Genomic DNA, 17,851 nt, shown 5'->3' with positions numbered 1-17,851 from the left:
ACGAAACTTATGCCGGTTCAATCACGACAGCGCGGTGGGGTTCCTTCCCCGCCGAATAGGTCGTGACATACCGGTTTTTAGCCAATACCGCGTGAATCTGCTTTCGTTCAAACGATGGCATCGGGTCCAAATAAATCGGTTTTCCCGTCGCCACCACTTCTCGAGCCGTGCTCTCCGCCAGGCGGCCTAGCGTGGCTGCGCGCCGTTCCCGGTAGTTAGCCACATCCAGTTCTAGTTCCACGTGGGCGGCCCCGTGATGGTTCAAGAACAGCTGGGCCAAACTCTGCAGTGCATTGATGGTCCGCCCGTGTTTGCCGATCAGCAGGCCTTCCTTATCCGTGGTAAAGACTAACCGAACCTGACGATGGCTCCCCGTCTCAGCGTCTATCGTCGCGTCTATGCCCAGTTGTTCGACGATGGTTGCCAAGTAGTCCTGAACTGCCTCAATCGCCGCCTCACGTCGTTTACGGCGCTCCTGCGGCGTAACTGTGGGTTCGGTCGACGTGCTAGTCGCCACTGGCGCTTCAGCTGGGACCGCCGCTTTTTGGGGCGCCGCAGCCGACGTTTGTGGTTGTGGCGTTGCCGATGAAGCTGGTGTTGCTGGTGTTGCTGCCGTCGACGTCTCCGCGACCGTCTTGAGGACAATATCCACCATGGCCTCACGGCGGCCAATCCCCAGCCAGCCCTTTCGTGGAGTGGCGACCACCTTGGTAATGACTTGGTCACGACGACTATTCAGCGCGGCCAATCCTGCCGCTATCGCCGCTTCTTCCGTTTTCCCCGTGTAGATTGTCATCGTCCATTCCTCCATGTCTTTTTCGCTAAAATTCAGTATACCATAACGGTTGGAGAGCGCCCGGTAATCCGTTTGAAAATTGCTGAATTTGCGACCGTCAGTCTCCTGGCAAACCACACTGACGAAGCCCTTGGAAAATGGATGTGTGACCCTGCTAAACTGGGCGTTGTTGCTGGTCGCACCACTATTTAGGGAGGAGATGCTTATTTGAAAAATACAATGACATGACCGGCCTTCCCTGTCATCATTCTTCGGGTCGGCTAAATACCGCGTGAACTCAACCTAGGCCTTCTTAATCGGCTCAGCCTATCTCAGTTGGACTTGACCTCTCTCTGACATTTCGCAAATTTGCGGCCTCCGAAACGTGCGCCGCAAACCAGCGCCTTCCGCTTAGAAAAATAAGTGACCCCTGCCCGGCATAGCCGAACAGAGGCCCCTTTCCCTAATGCTCAGGATCTAACCGGCTTGCGGCGCACGCTTATCCACAAAAAGACCCAGAACCAAATTCGGTCCTGGGTCGATAAAATGCATTTATGCGTTCTGTTACTTACGTTTGCTTTGCTTAGCGCGACGGATGGCCTTCCGTACGGCGCGTTCATGTTCGTTCTTTTCCTTTTCCTTGGCATCGCGTTCCGCTTGAATCTTCCACGGATTTTGAATTAACAAGGTTTGACCAACTTGGAAAATGTACGAAATCGTCCAGTACAATGACAGTGATGAAGGCACGTTCAGGGCAGTGAAGAAGACCACTACCGGCATCCCGACGATCATCATGGTACTCATTGAGTTAGACTCTGGCATTGACTTGGTGCTGAGCCACGAACTTAGTAACGTCGCGACGGCAGCCAAGATTGGTAAGATGAAATACGGGTCCTTGTGGCCCAATTGTAACCACAGGAAGTTCCCGGACCGCAGAACGGCCGTCCGCCAGATCGCTTGGTACAACGCCCAGATGATTGGCAACTGAACGACTGCAGGGAGGCAACCCAACATGGGGTGAACGCCCGCTTCCGAATACAGCTTTTGCTGTTCGGCCTGCATCTTTTGCATCGTTTCGCGATCTTTAGAGGAATATTTCTTCTGTAAGGCTTTTAATTGTGGTTGTAGGTCCTGCGTCTTACGCATGCTCCGGGTCTGGAAGATCATCAATGGCAGTAAGATAATCCGCACAATGATGGTAAAGATGATAATCCCGACACCGTAACTCCCGCCAAACATGTGTGCCAACCCAATAATGGCCCGGGAGAAGTTCAGAACGATCCAGCCGTCCCAAATCCCCGTACTCTTATCCGTGATTGGCGCGTTGCTACAAGCGGAAAGGATAAAGACCAAACTCACAATACCTAGCATAAGTAGGGTGCGTTTGTACTTTTTCACTTTTAGTCCTCGCTATAGTTGGAATCCAGCAGTTTTGCCAGCTTCAAAACATGAATCAGGCTGCTCTTCGCATCGGTCATGGAAATGCCGTCCGCCCGGGGCCGAGCAATCACGAGAAAGTCCACATCCTGTTTGAGGTGGGGCTTCAGCTCGAGTAGACTCTGCCGAATCCGGCGCTTCACCCAGTTACGGTGGACCGCGTTACCAATCTTTTTGCCGACCGAAATGCCAACTCGAAAATGTAATTGATCAGGTTTTTCCATTGAATACACCACAAATTGCCGGTTAGCGACTGAATTTCTGGTTTCAAAGACCTGCTGAAATTCCGCTTCTTTCTTAATGCGGTAAGATTTTCGCATGGTGCATCTCCAAAATTCTCAACGATTTGTTGAACAGTCCGCGAGCGATTAGGGTCCCAGTCAACTCGCAGATAAAATAAAAAGACCACTGAACCATCAGCGGCCTATGCAGACAATACTTTACGTCCCTTTTGACGGCGACGTGCTAATACTTGACGGCCATTGCTAGTGCTCATACGCTTGCGGAAGCCGTGGACACGTGAACGGTGACGTTTCTTTGGTTGGAAAGTGCGCTTCATCGTAAAATCTCCTCTCTTAACTATGACTATTTTTTATCTGGTGAAGCCAGACAAATACTAAATGCATTTCCTGAACATATTAGCATAAATTCAGCCGAATGGAAATAGGAACTTTGAATTTCCAAGAAAAAGTTGTCCCCGGCGAAATTTGTTTCATGCACTTTAGCTGTGGATAACTCCTAATTTCAAAAAAAGTTTTTCCGGGCTTTCCCACCAGGTTATCCACTGTTCCACAGGCTGTTTATTTCGAAAAATCAGGTTCGGTGGATTCTGTGGATAACTTGTGAAACACTTGCCCTTGACACGTTTGTAATGAACGCCAGTCTGTGCATAACTAAAACAAGCTAAAACTTTCCACAGGTTTTGACTAGGCTGTGGATAACTCAATTCACTTCCTGTGAAACAATTATACACAGTCCAAAATGCCCTGTGGAAAACTTTTTTTCTTCATGCTACACTGGACTTACGTTTTCGTTAGGGGGCCTCGTGCGCCCTACGAAAAATGACTATCTAAAAGATTAATAGGGGGATTCATCAGTGCCAGATATGTTAACTTTATGGACTGATATCAAGGCGTTATTTGAGGAAAATAACACACCAACGACCTACAAGACTTGGATCGAAACGGCCAAGCCGATTGCCTTAGAAGGCAACAAGTTGACGTTGGAACTTCCGTCACCCCTGCATCGTGATTACTGGACCCATCAACACCTGGACCAGCAATTGGTAGAATACGCATACCAAGCCGCTCACGAAGATGTTCAGCCCGTTTTAATTATTGAAAGTGAACGCCAACAACAGGCGACCCGCAAAGCCAAGACCGCAACCCCCGAGGAAACGGCCACCGCTGAGCCCACACCCACTTTTATGAAAGAAACCGCGCTGAATTCCCGCTACACATTTGACACTTTCGTCATCGGAAAAGGCAACCAAATGGCCCATGCTGCGGCCTTGGTCGTCTCCGAAGAACCCGGCGTGATGTATAATCCGCTGTTCTTCTACGGTGGCGTGGGCCTTGGTAAAACCCACTTGATGCACGCGATTGGCAATAAAATGCTTGAAGATCGCCCGGACACCAAGGTCAAATATGTCACTAGCGAGGCTTTCACCAACGACTTTATTAATGCGATTCAAACCCGGACGCAGGAGCAGTTCCGACAGGAGTACCGTAACGTTGATCTGCTACTGGTCGATGATATCCAGTTCTTCGCTAATAAGGAAGGAACTCAAGAAGAGTTCTTCCATACTTTCAATGCGCTTTACGACGATGAGAAGCAGATTGTTCTGACTTCCGATCGTTTGCCTAACGAAATTCCTAAGCTACAAGACCGCTTGGTTTCACGGTTTGCCTGGGGGTTATCCGTCGACATCACGCCACCGGATCTCGAGACGCGAATCGCGATTCTCCGGAACAAGGCGGATGCCGATCAGATCGACATCCCCGATGACACCCTGAGTTACATTGCCGGTCAAATCGACTCTAATGTGCGGGAACTTGAGGGCGCCTTGGCGCGCGTTCAAGCCTATCACCAGCTGATGCACCAGCCGATTACCACCGACTTGGCCGCTGAGGCACTCAAGAGTCTGAATTTGGCCAACGCGACCGATGCCATCACGATTCCGGTCATCCAGGATCGTGTGGCCAACTACTTTCACGTTTCTCTCAAAGATTTGAAGGGCAAGAAACGCAAGCAAGCCATCGTGGTGCCCCGTCAAATCGCCATGTACCTGTCCCGTGAGCTGACCGAAGCCTCACTGCCACGGATCGGGAACGAGTTTGGCGGTAAGGATCACACCACGGTCATTCACGCCTACGATAAAATCCAAGATTCTCTCAAGACCGATGCCGAGCTCCAGAAGGATATCGATAATCTGAAAGATGAATTAAGGCGCTAGGGCGAAACCGGCCGAGTCAGCGCGACGAAGTTAGCAGACTCGTGACGGTTTTTTTGTGACCACTTGCGGTATGATAGACGTACGACTAACGCAGCGTGTGGATAAGATTTGAAAAGTCCAAAAGTTTTCCACAAGTTATCCACAGGTGGAAAAGCTAGTAACACAGGCGCTTGTCTCAAGTTATCCACAGAATACACTGCTCTACTACGGCTACTGTCTTTTTCTTTTAATTAAGTAAATAACTACGCACCACAAAAAAGGAGTGTCTCAACTTATGAAATTTTCCATTAACCGGGCGGCCTTCATCAAGGAACTCAACAATGTGTCACGGGCCATTTCGTCAAAGACGACTATTCCCATTCTGACTGGGATTAAAATTGTGGCGAGTGACGCCGGTCTCTTATTGACTGGCTCCAACGCTGACATTTCCATCGAATCTCTCATTCGAGCAGACGATCCCGATATTGGCCTAACCATTGACGAACCAGGGGCCATTGTCCTAACGGCGCGTTTCTTCAGTGAAATCGTTAAGCGTTTGCCAGAACAAACCATGACGGTCACCGTTAAAGACGGGTTCCAGACAGAAATTACGTCTGGTTCCGCAGCCTTCAACATCAACGGTCAGGATGCCAATAACTATCCTCACTTACCAGAAGTTGATGCGGCGGATTCCGTTGTTCTTTCGGGCGCGGTCTTCAAAGAATTGATTAGCCAAACGGTTATTGCCGTTTCCAATCAAGAAAGCCGGCCCATCTTGACGGGGGTTCACTTTGTTTTGGCGGATAACCAATTTCTCGCGGTCGCCACGGATAGTCACCGACTTTCACAACGGCAGATTGAGTTACCAACACCAAGTAATGCCGCTTTCGACGTGATTATTCCCGGAAAGAGCTTAACGGAACTTTCACGGATGATTGGTGACGACGATAGTGATGTGAAGATGCAGTTCTCCGAAAACCAAGTCTTGTTCTTACTGGGCGATACGTCCTTCTACTCACGATTGCTGGAAGGGAACTACCCAGACACGTCACGGCTGATCCCGAAGGAAGCCTCAACCACGGTTGAATTCGAAGCGCCAGAATTATTGGCTGCCGTAGAACGGGCCTCATTGTTGTCTCACGAATCACGCAACAACGTGGTCAAGTTAACGTTGACGCCAGCCGACAATCAGGTGACGATCTTCAGTAACTCGCCAGATGTCGGGAACGTTGAAGAAGCCTTGGACCCTAAGGAAATCACTGGGGAAGACCTCGAAATTTCATTCAACCCCGATTACATGAAGGATGCTTTACGATCATTCGGTCAAACGACGATCCGGGTAGCCTTCACGTCCGCCTTGCGGCCATTCACCTTGGTCCCAACGGAAGATACCAGCAACTTCATTCAGCTGATCACGCCGGTCCGGACATTCTAAAGTTAAAACCTAACGAAGCGTTGCCTAAGAGAAGGGCAGCGCTTTTTTTGTGAAAAGCGTGCGCCACAAGGCGTTTAGGTCCTGTCTTGTGGCGCACGTTTCGGCAATATGAGATTAGCGGGAACGCTCTAAACAAAGTTCGCCACCCAAAAAACACACCCATCCAAATGCCAAGACAACCACCCTGAATCAAGCGGCCCCACAATCCCCTAAAAGCGCTGAAAATACCTGGCTATCACGGCAAGGTGACCCAACATCCGCAACTTTCCTGAAAATTCCCAAGAATAACCCTGAATTTACACGTGAAACCCATTAATTGCGTGCGCATATGTCTAGTGATTTTCATGATCTTTCAAAATTGACTGAAAAAAGGCCTGAAAAAACAAAAAAATCGATATAAGGCCGTTATTTTCGAATTAGAGCAAATTTACCGGTTTTTCACCAAAAATATCAAGAAGGGCTTAAATCGGCTGAGAACGCAAAAATCAAGCAGTTAAACTGTACTTTTCCCTAAAAAGCGGTATAATAGAAGAGAATAATATTAAGGGGTGAAATTGTGAAAAAAGAAGTTTTCATTGAGACGCCCTACATTACTTTAGGCCAGTTACTCAAGGAAGAATCCATTATCAGTACTGGCGGTCAAGCCAAGTGGTATTTGCGGGAAAACACCGTCAATATCAATGACGAGCCGGACAACCGGCGGGGCCGCAAGCTGTATCCTGGAGATACAGTGGAAGTACCTGATACAGGATTATTTTTTATACGCTCAAAGCAGGGTGAATAATGTATTTGCAAGAGTTGCAGCTGCAACATTTTCGGAATTACCCCAGCGCTAGTCTCGAGTTAGGACCCGGGATTAACGTTTTACTGGGAGAAAATGCGCAGGGCAAGACCAATCTATTAGAGGCAATCTACGTACTCGCGTTGACGCGCAGTCACCGTACCGCGAATGATCACGATCTCGTGAACTGGCAGGCCAAGACGGCCAAGGTCAGTGGACGAGTGGTTAAATCCGCCGGAACGGTGCCCTTAGAATTAACGTTCTCGCGTCAGGGCAAGCGCGCCAAAGTGAATCACCTTGAGCAGGCTCGGCTGTCACAATATGTCGGGCAGCTCAATGTGATTTTGTTTGCACCGGAAGATCTCGCCATTGTCAAAGGGGCCCCGACTGTTCGGCGGCGCTTTATGGACATGGAGTTTGGCCAGATGAATCCACGTTATCTGTATAACTTGAGTCAGTACCGGACGTTGCTCAAGCAGCGCAATCGCTACCTCAAGGACTTACAGCACAAGCAAAATCGTGACCTGTTGTTTTTGTCGGTGTTATCCGACCAACTGGCCGCGTATGGCGCGGAGATCATTGCCCAGCGGCTGCGTATGTTACATAAGCTGGAGCACTGGGCGCAGGCGATTCACGCCGAGATCTCACAGCAAAAAGAAGTGTTGACGTTTCACTATGCGACCCAGGTTCCCGAAGATCAATTGACGGACCCGGAGTCGATTTGTGCGGCGTTAACGCAACTTTATCAGGAACATCAAGCTAAGGAACTGTATCGCGGGACCACGCTGGTGGGACCGCATCGCGATGACCTGCATTTTCGGGTCAACGGGAAGAATGTGCAGACGTTTGGCTCTCAGGGTCAGCAGCGAACGACGGCGCTCAGCGTCAAGCTCGCTGAGATTGACCTGATGAAAGAAGAGACCGGAGAATATCCGGTGTTATTACTGGATGATGTTCTTTCTGAATTGGATGATGCCCGGCAGACACATCTGCTCAAGGCAATCCAGGATAAAGTACAGACGTTTATTACCACCACCAGTTTGAGCGGGATTACCCGTCAACTGATCAAGGACCCGACCATTTTTCACGTGGATAATGGGACCGTGGTGGCCGATGGATCGGCCCCGAGCGGCGATCCGGCAACAAAGGAGGATTAATCAGTGGCTGATAAAGAACACGAAACGAAGGCAGAACAAGCCAGAGAATACGATGCCAGCCAAATTCAGGTCCTAGAGGGTCTGGAAGCGGTTCGGAAGCGGCCTGGGATGTACATTGGCTCAACGAGTGCCCAAGGTCTTCATCACTTGGTTTGGGAAATTGTGGATAACGGGATTGATGAAGCCCTCGCTGGCTTTGCGGATTCCATTCACGTCACGGTTGAAAAGGACAACAGTATTACCGTTAGTGATAATGGTCGGGGAATTCCGGTTGATATCCAACAGAAGACGGGGAAACCCGCTCTAGAAACGGTCTACACCATCCTGCATGCCGGTGGTAAGTTCGGCGGCGGCGGTTATAAGGTCTCCGGTGGACTTCACGGGGTCGGGGCGTCCGTCGTTAACGCGTTGTCAACACACCTTGAAGTACAAGTTATTCGGGGGGGCAAGCGTTACGGTATCACCTTTAAACGTGGCCACGTTCAGAAGCCGATGTACGTGATGGAAGAGGGCCTGGACCCAGACCGTCACGGCACGATTGTCCACTTCCTGCCGGACCCAGACATTTTCCGGGAAACGACGACGTTTGATATCAAGACGTTGACGACCCGGATTCGTGAACTGGCCTTTCTGAACAAGGGATTGCGGATCACGATTCGCGATGAACGCCCAGAAACGCCAACCGAAGACGATTTCCACTACGAAGGTGGGATTCGCCACTACGTTGACTATTTAAACGAAAATAAAACCACGCTGTTTGAACCCCCAATTTACGTTGAAGGCGAAGAAAATGGGATTACCGTGGAAGTTGCCCTGCAATATACGGACGATTACCACAACAACCTGTTGACGTTTACCAACAACATCCACACCTACGAAGGTGGGACTCATGAAGAAGGGTTCAAACGCGCATTAACGCGAGTGGTCAATGATTACGCGCGTCAAAACAAGATGATGAAGGATAACGAGCCTAACCTGACCGGGGATGATGTCCGTGAAGGGATGACGGCCGTCGTTTCCGTCAAGCATCCGGACCCCCAATTTGAAGGTCAGACCAAGACCAAGTTAGGGAACTCCGATGCCCGGACGGCCGTGGACCACACGTTTGCGGATCACTTCATGCGCTACCTGATGGAACATCCTGATATTGCCCGCAAGGTTGTGGACAAGGGGACGTTAGCCTCAAAGGCACGGGTCGCTGCTAAGCGTGCCCGGGAAGTGACACGGAAGAAGAGTGGGTTGGAAATCTCCAACCTGCCTGGGAAGTTGGCCGATAACACGTCCAAGGACCCCGCTATTTCCGAACTGTTCATTGTCGAAGGGGATTCCGCCGGTGGTTCTGCTAAGCAGGGCCGGTCGCGGTTGACCCAAGCCATCCTGCCAATTCGGGGGAAGATTTTGAACGTTGAAAAGGCCTCGATGGACCGGATCTTAGCGAACGAAGAAATTCGCTCGATGTTCACGGCTATGGGGACGGGCTTTGGCTCCGATTTCGATGTGTCCAAGGCTAACTACCACAAGCTGATCATCATGACCGATGCCGATGTCGATGGGGCCCACATTCGGACCCTGTTATTGACGTTGATCTACCGCTACATGCGGCCATTGCTGGATGCTGGCTACGTGTACATCGCTTGCCCACCGTTATACCGAGTACGGCAAGGGAAGATGCAACGCTACCTGGATTCCGATGATGAATTGAAGGAATTGCTGGGCCAATTACCACCTGCACCTAAGCCACAGATTCAACGGTACAAGGGGCTTGGTGAAATGGATGCCGAACAGCTCTGGGATACGACGATGAAGCCAGAAAACCGGCGGCTGTTGCGGGTCGACGCTCAGGACGCCATCAACGCGGACCAAGTGTTCAGCATGTTGATGGGAGACAAGGTTGCGCCTCGACGGGAATTCATCGAGGACAATGCCACCTTCGCCGAGTTGGATGTTTAGTGAAGAACGGAGGGTAAAAATTTGGCTGATCAAGATTACAATATAGGTCGGATTACCGACGTTGACCTTTCACAAACCATGCGAACATCCTTCTTGGATTACGCGATGAGTGTGATTGTGCAACGGGCGTTACCTGACGTGCGGGATGGTTTGAAACCAGTCCACCGTCGGATTTTATACGATATGCACGAACTGGGGATTACGCCCGATAAGCCATTCCGGAAATCTGCCCGGATGGTTGGGGACGTCCTCGGGAAATACCATCCGCATGGGGATTCCGCCGTGTACGAATCCATGGTACGGATGGCCCAAGACTTCTCCTACCGCTACATGTTAGTGGATGGTCATGGGAACTTTGGTTCTGTCGATGGTGATGGGGCCGCTGCCATGCGGTATACCGAAGCGCGGTTGAGTAAGATCGCGATGGAAATGCTGCGTGACATTAATAAAGATACGATTGATTTTCAAGATAACTACGATGGGTCCGAACGCGAACCCGTTGTGCTGCCATCACGGTTCCCGAACCTGTTAGTTAACGGGGCTTCCGGGATCGCCGTGGGGATGGCCACGAACATTCCGCCACATAACCTGACGGAAGTCATTAGTGCCCTGCACATCTTGATGAAGAACCCTGATGCCAGTCTGGCTGAGTTGATGGAGGTCTTACCTGGCCCCGACTTCCCAACCGGTGGGATCGTCATGGGGAAGGCTGCCATTCGCCGGGCTTACGAGACCGGGAAGGGGACCATTACCTTACGGGCGAAGGTCGATATCGAGGAAGAAAAGAACGGTAAGCAACGCATTGTCGCCACGGAAATTCCGTACATGGTGAACAAGGCCAAGCTGATCGAACGGATCGCCGAACTGGCCCGGGATAAGCGAATCGAAGGCATCACCGATGTCAACGATGAAACCGACCGGACGGGGATGCGGATCGTGATCGACGTTCGCCGGGATGCTAGCGCCGAAGTGATTTTAAACAACCTCTACAAGATGACCCTCATGCAGACCTCATTTGGGATCAACATGCTGGCCATCGTCAACGGGGCACCTAAAGTGCTGGGTCTCAAGGCCATTCTGCAATACTACCTGGACTTCCAACTGGAAGTTATCCGGCGGCGGACGCAGTTTGAACTGAAGAAGGCTGAAGCCCGGGCCCACATCCTGGAAGGGTTGCGGATTGCCCTCGACCATATCGATGCCATTATCACCATTATTCGGCAATCACAGACCGCTGAAGTGGCGAAGAATGAATTGATGACGCGTTACAGCCTGTCAGACAAGCAATCACAAGCCATCTTGGACATGCGGTTGGTTCGTCTGACCGGTTTGGAACGGGAAAAGGTCGAAAAAGAATATAATGACGTGATGGCGAACATCAAGGATTACAAGGAAATCTTGGCCTCCAAGGAACGCCAACAAGCCATTATCTACGATGAATTGATGGAAATTCAAAACAAGTTCGGCGACGCGCGGCGGACTGAATTGATGGTCGGTGAAGTTCTGAGTCTTGAAGACGAAGACCTCATTGCCGAGGAAGACGTCGTGGTCTCATTGACCCACAACGGCTACATCAAACGGTTACCAACGTCCGAATTTAAGGCCCAAAACCGTGGTGGTAAAGGGGTTCAAGGCATGGGTGTCCATGAAGATGACTTCATTGAACACTTAGTGGCCACGTCAACCCACGACATGCTGTTGTTCTTTACCAACACCGGGAAGGTCTACCGGATGAAGGGGTATGAAATCCCTGAATACGGACGGACGGCCAAGGGAATTCCGGTCATCAACCTGCTTGGGATTAACAACAACGAGCACGTTCAGGCCGTGATTAACGTGGCTAATCCGGGTGAAAACGCTGAACGGGACCTGTTCTTTACCACGGTTCAGGGAACGGTCAAGCGGACACCGGTCGATGAGTTTGCCAACATTCGGAGTAACGGGCTGAAGGCGATCAACCTTAAGGAAGACGATGAGCTGATTGACGTCGACATTATCAATGGCGAAGCCAATATGATCATTGGAACGCACTTGGGTTACGCGGTCAGCTTCGCGGCTAAAGACGTGCGGTCAATGGGCCGTTCGGCTACCGGGGTGCGTGGGATTCGGTTACGTGATGGCGACTTTGTCATCGGGGCCAGCGTCCTACAGCCAGAGAGCCGAGTGTTTGTCATTTCCGAAAAGGGTTATGGGAAGCAGACGCCAGCCAGCGAGTACCCAATCAAGGGTCGTGGTGGTAAAGGGATCAAGACCGTTAACGTGACCGAAAAGAATGGTCCGTTAGCCGGATTGACAACCTTAGACGGTGACGAAGATATTATGTTGGTCACCAACAAAGGGGTCATGATCCGCTTTAGCGGCAGTGATGTCTCCGAAACGGGACGGGCAACCTTAGGGGTTCACCTGATTCGTTTGGGCGATGACACCGCTGTGGCAACCATGGCAAAGGTGGATAAGGAAGACGACAGTGACGAAGCAACCGAAGCCGCAACGGACAGTGATGCCCCTGCGACTGACGAAGCGCCAGTCACGCCGGATTCGGATGCACCAGAAGCTTAGTTAAATCAAGATAAATCGAGGAGGTCGTTGCCTTAACGGGCGATGGCTTTTTTTATGCAATAATTAGCTACTTGTATATAATTTAATTTATAAAAGGTTTTGGTAGCTTTTACAATAATGACTCGGTATACTCGTTCTGGGTAGCAATCGGTCGACGATAAAGATGATTGGAGGCGAAAGCTTTGAAAACGCAGCGAGAAAAAAGAAAGCGTTCACATAAAATAATGACTAGAATTGGTCTACTTACCGGAATGGCAGTTTGGGGCACGATAATGGAAATAACACCGATACAGGTGAAGGCCATAGCCGTCCAGGAAACAATGACTAGGGATACTGGCATGGATAGCTCGGTGATTACGGGACAAACGGGAACTTGCAAGTGGACCTTGCAGGATGGTGTCTTGAAGATTGGTGCGGGAAATTTTGCCCAAAATGGGGATTGGCTAAAGTATAAGGCGCAAATTCAAGAGATCCAATTCACAGGACGGGTGGTTTTCCCAGAGGCGTCATTTAATTTATTTTCGAATTTGCCCAACTTGGAGCGCTTTTTGGGTACAGAGAATGTGGATACTAGCCAGGTCACTAACATGGGGAGGATGTTTGAAGGCGATAAAAAGCTGACAACCTTGGACTTGCGAACCTGGGATGTGAGTCATGTATGGGCAATGCCCAATTTATTTGAGCGGACGTCTAATCTACGAACCTTACACATTGAGACGTGGGATACATCTGCGGTAACCTGGGCGAACTATATGTTTTCTGATTGTGGTGTGGAATCTTTGGATCTTAGCCAGTGGAACGTTAGTCAGGTTACCGAAATGAATAGCTTATTTTACGGGATGAGTAACCTGAGAAAGCTTGATCTAAGTGGGTGGCAGACGGATAAGGTGACATCGATGCAGTGGATGTTTTGCGAAGATAGTCGATTGACTGACTTACGCTTGGGACCTAAGTGGAATACGAGTCAGGTAACCAACATGAATGCGATGTTTTCGGGAAGCGGGCTGCGCTCACTGGATTTACGGTCGTGGGATGTCAGTCGCGTGACCAACATGTCGCAGATGTTTTGGCGCTGTTCCAATCTGAATACGCTAAACGTTGCGGGGTGGCAAACGGGGAACGTGACCAATATGGCGATGATGTTTCGCAAAGTTCCGGCGGCGGAGTTGGCGATTAGCGACTGGGATGTTAGTCATGTAACGAGAATGGAACAAATGCTTGCAGAGACTAGGGCCGAGGTACTAGATGTGCAAAATTGGGATGTCCGGAATGTCGTGAATTTTGAGCAGATGTTTGCGGCAAGCAATGCCCGTCACATTCGGGTCGGCGGTTGGCAGACCTCAAGTGCCGGGAGTATGCAGAAGCTTTTTTATAAATCGAATGCGAGTGAACTTGATCTGTCGGGTTTTGATATGTCGCATTTGGACTACCAGGGGAGTGGTAATGGTTATTGGGGAGATGGTCGGGTAGAGTTGATGTTAAATACGATGCCCAATCTTTCCCTTTTGCGGTTGGGGCCTAAAACGCAGCTAAAGGATGCCAACGGCTACACGGTGAGTTTGGACGAAAGTCACGACAACTGGCAGGCCGTGGGGAAGGGAACCATAGAGCGGCCTCAAGGTGCCGTCTTCACGGGGAAACAACTGGCAGCGACCTATAATGCGGCTATGGCTGATACGTATGTGCCTGAGGTCAAAGCCGCACCGGTTACCGTGAACTATCGCGATTTAGCGACCAATGAGGAGATTCAGCTCACAACCCAGATTTCGGGCGCCATAGACGATGAGTTTAAGATTGACACAACCGTTCCGGGCTACCGTTATCAAAAGGCGGATGGCCCGTTGACCGGAACCTTTCAAAAGGAACCACAAGAAGTTACCCTCTATTATTTGAAAACGGCTGCCGATCTCGGCAGTGTGACATTTAGGTTTGTCAACGATGCTGGGCAAGATCTGCTCCCCGAAGAAACGCAGATTGGTAAGATTGGTCAATCCTACGTCATCGCACCGCCGAAGATTCCCGGGTATCACCTACATCTGGAGTCCCCCTTACCCTCACAGGGAATCTTCACAGCGGAAGCGCAGACCCTCACCTTTCTATATCGGCAGTTAGGCCAAGTTAACGTGGTCTATGTGGATGAATCGGGGCGAAAAATTGCGGACTCACGCAACTTTGAGGGCGAGTATGGTACCGCGTATCGATTAGAACATTTCTTGAAAGGATTGGATTCAGAGCTAGCGGGGTATACCTTTGTCAAAAGTATGGGGCCCTTACCCGGGGTTTATGGACCGGGCATCACCAGAGTGGGCTTAGTCTTCAAGAAAAATATAGTTGTGACGCCCAACCCTGATCCGGACCCAGATCCTGATCCCAACCCAGGCCCTAATCCTACCCCAGATCCTGATCCCGCACCGACGCCAGACCCCAATCCCGGTCCCGGAATTACGCCACCGACAACCGGAAAACCAGATGAAGAAGATAACGGTGGCGCAGGTGATTTGATCCAGAATGAAAATGCGGGTCAGGGGGATCATGCCGTAAAACCGCAGTCTGTCCACGGCTCTAGTTACTCTCAGAAGCCTGAAAGAACCAAACATCAGCAAAAGTTACCGGCGACCGGCGACTCTTGGCAAAACATGGCCGCTGCACTGGGGGTTATTTTACTAGCCGGTTTGGGCCTGTGGGGGTATCGGCAACGTTCGCGGCGTAAGTGACGAATTAAGGCCAATCGTCTGACGTTTTGATTTAGATCAATTGGAAACAGAATGTAAAAATAATCGTAAAGGGAATTTACCAACGGGTAGAATCCCTTTTTTTCGTGGCTTGGTTGGTTAGTGTTGGTTGGCCAGTCAGACTAAATTCAAGTCATAAAGGGAGGCTAACGTTATCAGACTGTGTGGTACGGGCATTTTGTAAGGTTGCTTCCACAACCAATTGGTTTACGAGTTATACTTTTATTTTATTTCATTAGTTCTGTAGAAAATGAAAGTATATGTTAATTGTTGAATAGTATGGACATTATTGCCAATGTGTCCTATACTACATTTAGACAGAACTTGAGAAGTGTTACACATGAAAGGGGTAGCATCATGATTGAAAAGTTGGGGAATAATTCAAAACAAAAGTTGACTACTTTAGCAATTCTCGGCGTTATCGCTGGCATGGGGTACCAAATCGACACGGCTCAAGCGGATACTAAGCCGGCAGCCAATGAGAATCCGGGTGAAGAGAATACGGCAGTATCATCGACGGCTAATGATCTCAATAAAAACGAAACTGTGCTCACACCTACACAAAAAGATGTCGATGCGGGTACGCCTGGCGGTCAGAATGAAAAGGGTAATCCGGGCAGCTCCGACGATTTGGTAAAAGAGCCTAGTGAAGAGGAGTCGCAACAGCAGCCTAATGGAAATCCGGCCGGTGAACCTGGGGCACCGGGAAATGTGGATAATAATAAAAATGAAGGCGCTACCAATGATGGCTTGAAAGGGAATGAAGAACCAGATCAGACGTCAGAAAAATCAGCGGAACCAGCGGGAACAGAAGTAAAATCACAGACACCAGCACCAATGGGACTGGCAGTAAAAGCACAGGCGCCAGCTGGTCTGTTAAACAAGCAGGACTTGGTGAAAGAAGTCGCTGCACCAGTCGTTCAAACTGGGAAGTGGGGGACCAGCGCCTGGAAGCTGGATGACCAAGGGGTATTGTCAATTGGGGCCGGAACATTGGGCACGAGTGCCGATATGAATGCGGTCAAAGGAAACGTCACCAAGGTTGTCTTTGGTAGTGGTGTGGTCTTACCTTGGAATAGTTCAAAACTTTTCGACGAGTGGACTAAGGTGAAATCATATGAAGGCTTGGAAAACGTTGACGCGTCAGCGGTTAATCTGATGACGAACATGTTTGCCTTTAACTTTGCTTTGGAGAATATTGATCTGAGTAGCTGGGACATGTCGAATGTTAATAATATGCTGGGCATATTCCAAGGACCTGACAATAACCCCGATTTTTCACTCGGTGGCGATAATTACATGCATTTGACGAGCGTCAAGCTGGGAAGTAACTTTGGCAAATATTCCGTGAATATGTCGGCCATGTTTGAAGGTGACAAGCTGTTAACTTCGGTTGATGCGGCCAACTGGGATGTCAGTAAGGTCCACATGATGTCAAATACTTTCCGGGGAACGGGTTTCGCAGCGCTAGATCTCAGTAACTGGCAAGTTCAATCCAATGTGCAGGCCATTGATATGTTCTCAGAGATGTATAACTTGACGACGCTCAATTTAACCGGCTGGAACTTAACGGGGAATGTCTCTTCAATGTTCGCCAATGATGTTAAGATGAGCAGCCTTGATTTAACCAACTTGGCCGGGACGGGGGTTTACTACCAGGTTCACGGCATGACGGGCTTGAAACAATTGACCTTGGGACCGAATAACTTGATGGCAACGCAGGGTTACCCCGAATGGACCATGGACATTCCCGAAATCACCCCAAGTGATGACTACACGGGTCTCTGGCAGTTTGTCGGCACCGGGACCGTTGCCAATCCAAATGGGCCAACCTACACGGCCGCAGAATTAATGGCCGCTTACGATGGTGCCACGATGGCCGGGACCTACGTTTGGCAGAAGACGACGCCTAAACCAACGACGCCAACCAATCCTGGAACGGACACGGGGAACACGACCAATCCCACCACGCCGGACGTTGACAACACGACTGACCCAACCACGCCGGATACCACGGCTCCTGAACAGGGCGGGGATGCCGATGTGGTAACCGGGGGTGATGCAGCCACGATTGACAATACGACCACGCCTAAGGCTAAGAAGGGCGTTGTGCAAGCCGCAGTGGCTACGAAGACGACTCGGTCAGCTAGAAAAGCAACTTCTGGTGCACCAGTCACGGTAGCCTTTGCTAAGACTGATCACTCAGCCAAGGCAACGCACCTCGCCCAACCGGCGACTAAGCAACAGCGCCAGAAGACCACGTTGCCACAGACGGGTGAACAATCTACTGGCTGGATGGCCACTATTGCCGGAGTCATCGGCTTGAGCCTATTAGGTCTGAACTGGTTCAAACGGCAAAACTAAATTTGGTAATCAGGAATGAGGGGGCGTTCAACTTCGGTTGAACGCCCCCTTTTTGGAGATTGATGGCGAATAGATCGTTAGCAGGATGAACGGCCTGCTTCTTAAAAATGTGGCAACCACAGCGGATAAAGCGATGGTTCATAATAAACCGCCCGAATAATGGATTGATAGCGAAAACAAGTGTGGCATTAATAGTTGCATTTATTAGATTTTTCGTCAAAATGGTT

The 17,851-nt window shown here is 50.0% G+C and carries 13 protein-coding genes; 8 read left to right on the top strand and 5 right to left on the bottom strand.

The window, feature by feature from the left end; translation table 11 throughout:
* Window positions 1-7: 7 nt before the first annotated feature.
* From jag to rpmH, 4 genes are all read right to left on the bottom strand, one after another.
* Complete coding sequence (jag, locus tag FD28_RS00570; protein ID WP_057731473.1) at window positions 8-796, bottom strand: RNA-binding cell elongation regulator Jag/EloR; 789 nt, start codon at window positions 794-796, stop codon at window positions 8-10.
* Window positions 797-1,339: 543 nt separating this feature from the next.
* Window positions 1,340-2,173: a membrane protein insertase YidC gene (gene yidC, locus FD28_RS00565; protein WP_202813056.1), complete on the bottom strand. Its 834-nt coding sequence runs from the start codon at window positions 2,171-2,173 to the stop codon at window positions 1,340-1,342.
* A 2-nt stretch (window positions 2,174-2,175) separates the two neighbouring features.
* Window positions 2,176-2,532, bottom strand: a complete 357-nt coding sequence (rnpA, locus tag FD28_RS00560; RefSeq protein ID WP_057731471.1) for a ribonuclease P protein component — start codon at window positions 2,530-2,532, stop codon at window positions 2,176-2,178.
* Window positions 2,533-2,636: 104 nt separating this feature from the next.
* The gene (gene rpmH, locus FD28_RS12990; protein WP_081624573.1) at window positions 2,637-2,771 is read right to left on the bottom strand and encodes a 50S ribosomal protein L34; all 135 of its coding nucleotides are present in this window, start codon (window positions 2,769-2,771) and stop codon (window positions 2,637-2,639) included.
* Window positions 2,772-3,308: 537 nt separating this feature from the next.
* Here rpmH and dnaA point away from each other — a divergent pair.
* The 8 genes from dnaA (at window position 3,309) to FD28_RS00520 (ending at window position 17,624) form a co-directional block, all read left to right on the top strand.
* Complete coding sequence (dnaA, locus tag FD28_RS00555) at window positions 3,309-4,667, top strand: chromosomal replication initiator protein DnaA (protein WP_057731468.1); 1,359 nt, start codon at window positions 3,309-3,311, stop codon at window positions 4,665-4,667.
* A gap of 274 nt (window positions 4,668-4,941) precedes the next feature.
* Window positions 4,942-6,081 (top strand): DNA polymerase III subunit beta, encoded by a 1,140-nt coding sequence (gene dnaN, locus FD28_RS00550; protein WP_057731466.1) that lies wholly within the window; start codon window positions 4,942-4,944, stop codon window positions 6,079-6,081.
* A gap of 556 nt (window positions 6,082-6,637) precedes the next feature.
* A complete protein-coding gene (gene yaaA, locus FD28_RS00545) occupies window positions 6,638-6,865 on the top strand; it encodes a S4 domain-containing protein YaaA (protein ID WP_057731463.1) in 228 nt (75 codons plus the stop codon).
* Window positions 6,865-8,019 carry a DNA replication/repair protein RecF gene (gene recF / locus FD28_RS00540; protein ID WP_057731461.1) on the top strand — a complete coding sequence of 385 codons (1,155 nt, stop codon included), beginning with the start codon at window positions 6,865-6,867 and terminating at the stop codon, window positions 8,017-8,019. The genes yaaA and recF overlap by 1 nt, the downstream gene beginning before the upstream one ends.
* Window positions 8,020-8,022: 3 nt before the next feature.
* On the top strand, window positions 8,023-9,969 hold the full coding sequence (gyrB, locus tag FD28_RS00535; protein WP_057731460.1) for a DNA topoisomerase (ATP-hydrolyzing) subunit B: 1,947 nt from the start codon (window positions 8,023-8,025) through the stop codon (window positions 9,967-9,969).
* 21 nt (window positions 9,970-9,990) lie between these two features.
* Window positions 9,991-12,528, top strand: a complete 2,538-nt coding sequence (gyrA, locus tag FD28_RS00530; RefSeq protein ID WP_057731457.1) for a DNA gyrase subunit A — start codon at window positions 9,991-9,993, stop codon at window positions 12,526-12,528.
* Between the two features lie 338 nt (window positions 12,529-12,866).
* Window positions 12,867-15,242 carry a BspA family leucine-rich repeat surface protein gene (locus tag FD28_RS00525; protein WP_057731455.1) on the top strand — a complete coding sequence of 792 codons (2,376 nt, stop codon included), beginning with the start codon at window positions 12,867-12,869 and terminating at the stop codon, window positions 15,240-15,242.
* Window positions 15,243-15,617: 375 nt separating this feature from the next.
* Window positions 15,618-17,624 carry a BspA family leucine-rich repeat surface protein gene (locus FD28_RS00520; protein ID WP_057731453.1) on the top strand — a complete coding sequence of 669 codons (2,007 nt, stop codon included), beginning with the start codon at window positions 15,618-15,620 and terminating at the stop codon, window positions 17,622-17,624.
* Here FD28_RS00520 and FD28_RS13300 read toward each other — a convergent pair.
* On the bottom strand, window positions 17,608-17,766 hold the full coding sequence (locus FD28_RS13300; RefSeq protein ID WP_162255535.1) for a hypothetical protein: 159 nt from the start codon (window positions 17,764-17,766) through the stop codon (window positions 17,608-17,610). The genes FD28_RS00520 and FD28_RS13300 overlap by 17 nt on opposite strands.
* Between the last annotated feature and the right edge of the window lie 85 nt (window positions 17,767-17,851).

The organism is Levilactobacillus hammesii DSM 16381 (genome assembly GCF_001434395.1).
In the GTDB taxonomy this organism is placed as follows: domain Bacteria; phylum Bacillota; class Bacilli; order Lactobacillales; family Lactobacillaceae; genus Levilactobacillus; species Levilactobacillus hammesii.
The sequence above is the reverse complement of the archived record's forward strand: the minus strand, read 5'-3'. Positions and strand labels throughout refer to the sequence as shown.

Bases quoted from the DNA above. Each gene is read 5' to 3' on its own strand.
- recF (WP_057731461.1), top strand. From the start codon at position 6,865: ATGTATTTGCAAGAGTTGCAGCTGCAACATTTTCGGAATTACCCCAGC.
- rpmH (WP_081624573.1), bottom strand. From the start codon at position 2,771: ATGAAGCGCACTTTCCAACCAAAGAAACGTCACCGTTCACGTGTCCAC.
- FD28_RS13300 (WP_162255535.1), bottom strand. From the start codon at position 17,766: ATGAACCATCGCTTTATCCGCTGTGGTTGCCACATTTTTAAGAAGCAG.
- dnaN (WP_057731466.1), top strand. From the start codon at position 4,942: ATGAAATTTTCCATTAACCGGGCGGCCTTCATCAAGGAACTCAACAAT.
- rnpA (WP_057731471.1), bottom strand. From the start codon at position 2,532: ATGCGAAAATCTTACCGCATTAAGAAAGAAGCGGAATTTCAGCAGGTC.
- FD28_RS00525 (WP_057731455.1), top strand. From the start codon at position 12,867: ATGGATAGCTCGGTGATTACGGGACAAACGGGAACTTGCAAGTGGACC.
- jag (WP_057731473.1), bottom strand. From the start codon at position 796: ATGACAATCTACACGGGGAAAACGGAAGAAGCGGCGATAGCGGCAGGA.
- FD28_RS00520 (WP_057731453.1), top strand. From the start codon at position 15,618: ATGATTGAAAAGTTGGGGAATAATTCAAAACAAAAGTTGACTACTTTA.